General features: G+C 67.0%; 8 protein-coding genes and 1 pseudogene. All 9 read right to left on the bottom strand.

Going from position 1 to position 7,386, the window contains the following annotated elements:
• Position 1 precedes the first annotated feature (1 nt).
• Positions 2-697: an ABC transporter permease subunit gene (locus VGT00_21890; protein HEV8534079.1), complete on the bottom strand. Its 696-nt coding sequence runs from the start codon at positions 695-697 to the stop codon at positions 2-4.
• A gap of 62 nt (positions 698-759) precedes the next feature.
• Positions 760-1,893 carry an extracellular solute-binding protein gene (locus tag VGT00_21885; GenBank protein HEV8534078.1) on the bottom strand — a complete coding sequence of 378 codons (1,134 nt, stop codon included), beginning with the start codon at positions 1,891-1,893 and terminating at the stop codon, positions 760-762.
• 13 nt (positions 1,894-1,906) lie between these two features.
• Positions 1,907-2,953 carry an ABC transporter ATP-binding protein gene (locus VGT00_21880; GenBank protein ID HEV8534077.1) on the bottom strand — a complete coding sequence of 349 codons (1,047 nt, stop codon included), beginning with the start codon at positions 2,951-2,953 and terminating at the stop codon, positions 1,907-1,909.
• A gap of 191 nt (positions 2,954-3,144) precedes the next feature.
• Entirely contained in the window at positions 3,145-3,651 is a 507-nt protein-coding gene (locus VGT00_21875) for a TIGR00725 family protein (protein ID HEV8534076.1), read from the bottom strand.
• A 147-nt stretch (positions 3,652-3,798) separates the two neighbouring features.
• On the bottom strand, positions 3,799-4,785 hold the full coding sequence (locus VGT00_21870) for a heterodisulfide reductase-related iron-sulfur binding cluster (GenBank protein ID HEV8534075.1): 987 nt from the start codon (positions 4,783-4,785) through the stop codon (positions 3,799-3,801).
• A gap of 328 nt (positions 4,786-5,113) precedes the next feature.
• Complete coding sequence (locus tag VGT00_21865; GenBank protein ID HEV8534074.1) at positions 5,114-5,401, bottom strand: hypothetical protein; 288 nt, start codon at positions 5,399-5,401, stop codon at positions 5,114-5,116.
• A 20-nt stretch (positions 5,402-5,421) separates the two neighbouring features.
• Entirely contained in the window at positions 5,422-6,105 is a 684-nt protein-coding gene (locus VGT00_21860) for an ABC transporter substrate-binding protein (GenBank protein HEV8534073.1), read from the bottom strand.
• Between the two features lie 82 nt (positions 6,106-6,187).
• A pseudogene (locus tag VGT00_21855) lies at positions 6,188-6,877 on the bottom strand (ABC transporter substrate-binding protein).
• Between the two features lie 112 nt (positions 6,878-6,989).
• Positions 6,990-7,386: enolase C-terminal domain-like protein (locus VGT00_21850; GenBank protein ID HEV8534072.1), on the bottom strand; the 397-nt coding region annotated here is incomplete at its 5' end.

The raw sequence follows: 7,386 nt of genomic DNA, 5'->3' as shown, positions 1-7,386 counted from the left end.
CCTAGCGGGTGAGCCGTCTGACATAGACCAGCGCCGCGCCCATGGCAAGGAGATAGGAGACCACGCCCAGGGCCGAGGCCGTCTCGAAGTCGCCGTGCTGGCCGAAGCGGTAGTAGACATCGATCATGAGCATCTGCGCCCCGCTCCCCCGCCCGAGCATGAGGGGAATCGAGAACGAGGCAAGCATGGACGAAAAGATCAGCACGGCGCTCACGGCCAGGGTCGGCGCCGCCATGGGCACGAGGATGTCGCGCGTGACGCGCCCGGTACCGCTCCCGAGCTGGCGCGCCGCCTCGAGGTAGTTCTCGTCCACGCCGCGAAATGCTCCCAGCAGCAAGAGCGCGGCCAGTCCCAGGTGTTTCCAGGCCAGGGCCACCGCGATGCCGAGCCAGGAGGCCGCGAAGCCAGGGACATACGGGCTCCACACCACGCGGAGGGCATGGCCCACGACCACGAAGGGCACGAAGAGAGGGACCTTGAGGAGGAACTCCACGGGCCCGAAGGCCCGCGCGCGCAGCCAGCCGCAGAGAGGAATGGCCGCGGCAAAGGTCAGGGCGGAGCCGGCCGCGGCCACGCCCACCGTGTAGAGCACGTCGCGCGCGTAGAGCCGCCACACGCGCTCGTAGTTCGCGAGGCTCCACTGCCCGTCACGCGAGAGGCTGGCCACGAGCGACACGCCCACGGGCCACAGGAACACGAACGCCAGAATGGCCAGGGGCGGCGCGCAGGCGAGGGCCCAGCCCAGGCGCTCGCGCGTGGTTATCGGACGAGCTCCTCGTAGGCCAGGGTGATCATGTCGTGATACTCCTTGAGCGGCATCTGGCGCGAGTAGCGTGCGAGATCCTGGGCGGACACGCCCTTGAAGAGTAGCTCGCGGCTCTTGGCACTGATGAGGGGCAGCACCCGGTCGGGATCCACGCCGGGGTACCAGCCGAAGCGCTCGACGATGGCGCGCGCCTGGACTTCCGGATTGGCGATGTAGTCGATGTAGCGCGCGGCCACGTCACGGCTGGCCGCCTCGCGGGGCACCACCAGATAGAGCGGATAGATGGGGAGGCCGGGCGCGGGCAGCGACGGCGTCACCGCCTGATCCATCCGCCCCTCGTTCTTCCAGGCCACGAGCTGATCGATCCACACCACGCCCATCCAGATCTCGCCACGGTTGAGCGCATCCAGCGTCCCCGCGTTGCCGTTGGTGATCACGGCGTTCTTGTTGAAGTCGCGCAGCGCGGTGATCGCCTCGCGGATGGCGCCGTCCTTGCCCTTGTCCACCGGCCCCTGGGTGAGCTGCTGATAGAGCCCCGTCTTCCAGTACACCCAGCCCATGGTGAAGCCGACGCCGGAGACGCCGCCCTTGATGCCGTTGTAGCCGAAGCGGCCCGGGTTGGCCTTGACCCACGCGGCCAGCTCGTCGAAGGTCTTGGGCGGCGCCGCCACCTTCGAGGGGTGATAGGCGATGGCGATCTGGTTGTGGAACATGGGCACCACATAGCCGTCCACGTTGACGCCGAAGGCTTCCTTGACCTCCGCGCCCTTGACGAGGGCGGCGTTCTTCATCTGGGGCACGAAGCGGTGAAGCAAGCCCTCCTTCACCATCTGGGAGGCCACGGACATGCTCACGAGGGCCACGTCGAGATCCCAGGGCTTCCGGCCCGCATCGGCCTGCGCTTTGATCTTGGTATAGATGGCGCGGCTGGCCGGCTCGCCCGTGCCCGTGCCGACCACATTGAGGTCGACGGCGGGCTCCATGGCCTTGAAGCCGGGACCGAGCAGGGTCTTGTGGACCTCGACGACATTGACATCGGCGGCGATGGCGACATTGAGCCGTGTTTGCGCGGCCACGGGCGCGGCCAGGGCGAGGGCGGCGGCGATAGCCATGATCTGGACCAGCATGAGTGGTCTCCTTTCAGGAATGATCGGATCGCGGGAAGACTCTGAGCCGCCCCGCGGGAACCTTGATCTCGACAGGGCCAGGCTTGGCAGGAGCGGGGCCGTCCACCAGCACGACGGCATCGCCCACCCGTACATAGTGACGATAGTGCGCGCCCAGGAAGAGGCTCTCCTCGAGAAGTCCCTTGAGGGTGGTGACGGCGCCGAGGTCGGGCACGGCAACGAGGGAGAGATCGGACGAGCGCACGATCACGAGCACGGGCCCGCTGAGCGGTCCGGCGTAGGGCAGTGTCTGATCGCCCACGCGCACCACGCCAGCTTCCGCGAAGGCCTCGAGCCGGTTGGACACCCCGAGGAAATCCGCGGCAAAGGCGCTCGCGGGCTCGAGATAGATCTCCTCGGGGGCGCCCTCCTGCACGACCGTGCCCGCGTTCATCAAGACCACGCGGTCGGCGATGGCGAGCGCCTCCTCCTGATCGTGAGTGACATAGATCATGGTGGTGCCGATGCGGCGCTGGAGCCGGCGGACCTCGACGCGAAGCCGCTGGCGGACCTTGGCGTCCAGATTGGAGAGTGGCTCGTCGAGGAGTAGCACGCGAGGCTCCACCACGAGGGCGCGGGCCAGGGCCACGCGCTGCTGCTGGCCGCCCGAGAGGGCCGTGGGCTTCCGCCGCGCAATCCCGGCGGCGTCGCCGATCTCCACGAGGTCGAGGGCGGCCATGACCTTGGTCAGGACCTCGGCCCACGGGAGGCGCTTGCGCCGGAGACCGTAGGCGACGTTGTCGAAGACGCTCATGTGGGGCCAGAGCGCATAGTTCTGGAAGACCATGGCCGTCCCGCGCGCCTGGGGCGGCAGGGCGGTGACGTCGTCGCGGCCAAAGAGGATGCGGCCCGCATCGACGCCGACGAAGCCCGCGATGGACCGGAGCAGCGTGGTCTTCCCGCAGCCGGACGGTCCCAGGATGGCGGTGAGCTTGCCCGCGCCGAGCCCGAGCGAAACTCCGCGGAGCGCCTCCACCTGCCCAAAGCGCTTCGCGACCGCCTCGATGGCGACGGGGATCACGCGAGGGAGGCTAGCACGCGCCTTCGAAGAGCGTCAACGACAGGACAGTGAAACGAACCCACCTCCCTCACCCTGCCCTCTCCCCCCTCAAGGAGGGGAGAGGGATGAAACTTTAGGAACCCTCTCCCCCGTGAGGGGGAGAGGGCAGGGGTGAGGGGGCGGGGCGGTTCCCGCGGGGAAAAGGCAGGCGTCTAGGAGAGCCAGGTGCGGGCGCCGCGCGCGGTCTTTGCCGCGCGGATCGCGCGCGCCACCGCGTCTTCCGGCGTCTTCGCGCGGATGATGGGCACGCGCCGGCCTTCGGGCTGGCGCAATCGCCATGTGCCGAGGCCAACGACGGGCTTGCCCAGCTTGATGGCCAGGGCAATCTCGGACAGGGTGCCGTACATGCCGCCGACGGCGATGAGGGCATCACACGAGCGCACGAGGATCACGTTCCGCGCCTGGTCCATCCCGGTGACGATGGGCACCGTCACCCAGCGGTTGGCGTCCCGGCGGCTGAAGCCGGGCAAGATGCCGACCACGAGGCCGCCAGCGTCGGCGGCCCCGCGCGAGGCCGCTTCCATCACGCCCCCGCGCCCGCCGCAGAGAAGCCGCGCGCCGGCTCGCGCGATGGCGGCGCCCACGCGCCGGGCAAGGGCCGCCGTGCGCCTGGAGCACACGCCTTCACCGATGACTCCGATCTGCGCGGCGGCCGGCACGGCTATGAGACTCGGAGGGGGGCTTCGCCCCCCTTCCGAACCTCCCCCAGAAGGGCTGCGCCGGCAAAGCCGGCGCTCGAAGCGGACCAGCAGTTGCGCATCCTCTGCCTCAACCGTCTGCCGCCCATTACTCCGACAGGCCCTCGGCTAGGAAGGGGGCGAGGTCTCCACATCGGGAGATGACGGGAGCGGGCCGAAGTTCTCCATCACGACCGCGCGGGCCCGCGCGGCGTCGACATTGTTCGCGCGCTGGCAGGGCGTGGTCTCGGCGAGGACGCGCTCCGGATCCTGCCACAGGCGGAACTTCTTGAACCTGTCCTCGAACTCCAGGCCGAGGCCGCGGCCGAAGACCGTGAGGTAGTGCTCGACGGTGATAGGACGCTCCGCCTCGAAGACACACAGGTAGCGCTGACAGCCGTGATAGATCGTGGCGAGGGTGTCGGCGCCCGCCGCGCGGGCTCGCTCGATCTCATCGCGCGCCAAGCCGTTCCACACGTCGAGTCCGAGCTGCTCCTGGACGGCGGGCGTGCAGCTCCGGCCAAAGCGTGGCGTGGGTTCGACCTCCACGTAGCGAAGCCCGGGAACGGCTTCGAGGAGCTGACGCCCCGCGAGCCCTTCGCGCCGCCGGGGTTCGCTCACATTGTGGTAGTGGAGGGCCACCGTCGAGCTCACGCGCTGGCTGAGCGGGATCTCCGGCAGCTTCGAGACGAGGAACTCCGCGGCATGGCTGACCTTGAAAGGCAGCGTGGCATGCCGGACCTCATCGTAGAAGTAAATGCAGGAGGGGCACCACATCACGACCTCTTCGGGCTGATAGCGCTCGAAGAGCTTGATGGTGTTGTCCGCCATACCTCCGGCGGCCGCCGCGTCGCCCTGCTGATGGTGCACGATGCCGCAGCAGTACGTCGGCCCCCCGACGGAAATGTAGTCGAGGCCCAGTCGGTCGAAGATGGCCGTGATGGTCCGGATCATGTGGGACGTCCGGAAGACATTGCAGCCGAGGTACAGAACGATCTGGTGACGCTCGCCCTCCCGCGGGGGCGCGGCCGTTCGCCACTTCGCCTCCCCGGGCATGGTGGTGATGTCTCGCAGGACATCGATCTCGCCGAAGTAGCGCTTGTAGTCGTAGGCCATGGAATCCTCTCCCGGAGAATGCTAGGGCCGGGAGCGAGGCAAGTCAATAAAACTGGGAAGGAACTCCTCGCGGGCAAGTGCTTCGACACCGCGATGAAGGAGATCAAGCTGCCGAAGTACGAGAAGTGGGCAAACTACGACGCCTATCTACCCGGCAACATCCAGCGGTTTTACGAGTACTGGGGGCGCGGGTACTAGGTAACTCGGGGGGGGGCTCCGCCCCCTTCCGAAGCCTGCCCCCCGAGCAGATTGCGCCGGCGAAGCCGGCGCTCGAAGCGGACCATCCTTGCGCGCGGTGACATGGGCTGGTTCAGGCCACTGGCTCCGCCTAGAGCTTCTTCAGCGCCTCCCACGCGGCACCTTGCACGGCGCGCCAGGGGGTCGGCTCCCAGGCTGAGCCCGTCGCCTGCGTCATGGAGTGCTCGCGGCCCGTGAGGTAGAACGTGGCCCGCCAGCCCTCGTTGGCATAGCGGGTGAGCTGAAGGTCGTAGCCCTGCCGGGCCATGCCACGCTCGATCACGCCAATGCCCGACCAGGAGCCCAGCCACTCGTGGAGCACCTCGAGCACGGGCGACAGGGACCGATCGAGCCGAGTGCAAGTAAGCGTGACGAACATGAGGCGGGCGCGGCGGTCGGCTATTGGATCACCTCATCCGCCCGCCCCAGCAGCGATTGGGGGATCGTCAGCCCGAGCGCCTTGGCAGTCTTGAGGTTGATCACCAAATCAAACTTAGTCGGCTGCTCGACGGGCAGATCGCCCGGCTTCGCCCCTTTGAGGATCTTGTCCACATAGCCAGCGGCACGTCGCCATAGATCGGCAAAGTCTGGCCCATAGGACAGGAGGGCACCGGCCTCGGCCCAACCCCGATGCGTATGCACCGCAGGTAGCCGCCTCTCAATCGCAAGCTCCACGATCCTCGTCCGGTAATTGAACATGAGGGCATCCGACAACACGGTCAATGCCCTGGCCTGCCCTCTGACAGCGCCCTCGAACGCCCGGGCGAAGTCGTTTGGCCCTCGCGCTTCGAGAGAGAGCAGCTGTACTCCCAATGCCCGAGCCGCCGCCTGAGTCTCTTTGAAGGAGAGAGTGGCAGAGGCGTCTCCAGGATTCCAGAGCACGGCGACGGGGGAGAGCGCTGGGATAATTTCTTTGAGCAACTCCAGCCGCTTCCCGGCGAGTTCAGGAGCTATATTGGCCAGGCCGGTGGTGTTCCCGCCCGGGTGGGCCCAGCTCGCGACCAATCCGCTTCGAACCGGATCGGCGGCCGCGATCATGACGATCGGAATCGTCCTCGTGGCGCTCTGTATCGCACGGATCACTCGTGTGCCGTCGCCGACGATTACGGCAACTCCGAGACGAATGAGATCGCCTATGGCGCCTTGTCGCGAGGTCTACGATTCGTGTTCTGTGCTCTTCGAACATTGCGTCCACCAGCACGATGACCGCGCCGGCCCTGTCTCTGGTCATCGCCGTGAAGGCGCCGTCGATCTCGACGGGACTGCGCACCTCCAGGTGTTGAAGCCGCATCCCCAATGCGCGGGCCGCATCCTGCGCATATTGCAATTGTGGTGCGGTGCCTACGTTGGAAGGGTTCCCGAGCACGGCCACTCGGGAGACCTTGGGAACCGCCTCCTTGAGGATCTCCAACTGCTTGGCAACCGGCTCGGCCGCCATTAAGGAGAGCCCGGTAATGTTTCCTCCTGGCCGCGCGAGGCTAGCGACAAGGCCAGTCGCCACAGGATCAATGACGCCTCCCATGACAATGGGAATCGTCCTCGTCGCTTGTTTTACAGCCTGGATCGCCGGCGCGGTATACGTGACTATGACATCCACCTTCAGGCTGACCAAGTCGGCCGCGAGGCCCGGAAGCTGGTCGTACTTTCCCTCCGCCCATCGGGACTCAATCGCGATGTTCTGACCTTCCACATAGCCTAGCTCATTCAGGCCTTGCCGGAGGGCATCGAGACGAAGCGGGTTTCGTACATTAGAAGGAGAGCTCGGCGACAGAAAGCCTATTCGCGTAACCTTCCCCGCCGGCTGCGCCTCACCGGTCCGCGGGACGGCGAGGAGACCGCCCGAGACCAGCGCCATGAAGGTGCGCCGCTCCATCGCGTGATTCTCGCTCAATTGAACCACCTAGCCCGTCGAATGCGGCTTTGCTCGGCCAGCAGCCAGGGGATATGCTGCCGCACCTCGGCCCTCCCTACGGGCGCGCGGTCATCTGCGTGGGGTCCATGCCATAGAATAACCGGGGCGCGGCCTCGCCGGGGCGCGGCCATGGGTGCTCGGCCAGCACCTTCTCGTTGACGTCGGCGCCCCAGCCGGGAGCGTCGGTGAGCCAGATGTGGCCGTCACGGATCTCCGGCGGCTTCGTCACCAGCGCGCCCTTCCACGGCACGTCGTCGATGTCGATCTCCATGATGCGCACGTTGGGCAGCACGGCGCAGAGATGCAGCGAGTGAAGGTCGGCCAGGTGGCTGTAGTAGTTGTGGGGCGCGATGTTGATCTCGCACGCCTCGGCCAGCCGGCCGATCTGCACCGATTGCGAGAAGCCGTTCCACGGCACGTCGATGATCGCCACGTCCACCGCGTGCTTTTCT

Source organism: Candidatus Methylomirabilota bacterium (genome assembly GCA_036002485.1).
GTDB lineage: Bacteria > Methylomirabilota > Methylomirabilia > Rokubacteriales > CSP1-6 > AR37.
Note: the sequence above shows the minus strand (reverse complement) of the source record. Positions and strands in the feature narration are given on the sequence as shown.

Bases quoted from the DNA above. Each gene is read 5' to 3' on its own strand.
- VGT00_21885 (HEV8534078.1), bottom strand. From the start codon at position 1,893: ATGCTGGTCCAGATCATGGCTATCGCCGCCGCCCTCGCCCTGGCCGCG.
- VGT00_21870 (HEV8534075.1), bottom strand. From the start codon at position 4,785: ATGGCCTACGACTACAAGCGCTACTTCGGCGAGATCGATGTCCTGCGA.
- VGT00_21865 (HEV8534074.1), bottom strand. From the start codon at position 5,401: ATGTTCGTCACGCTTACTTGCACTCGGCTCGATCGGTCCCTGTCGCCC.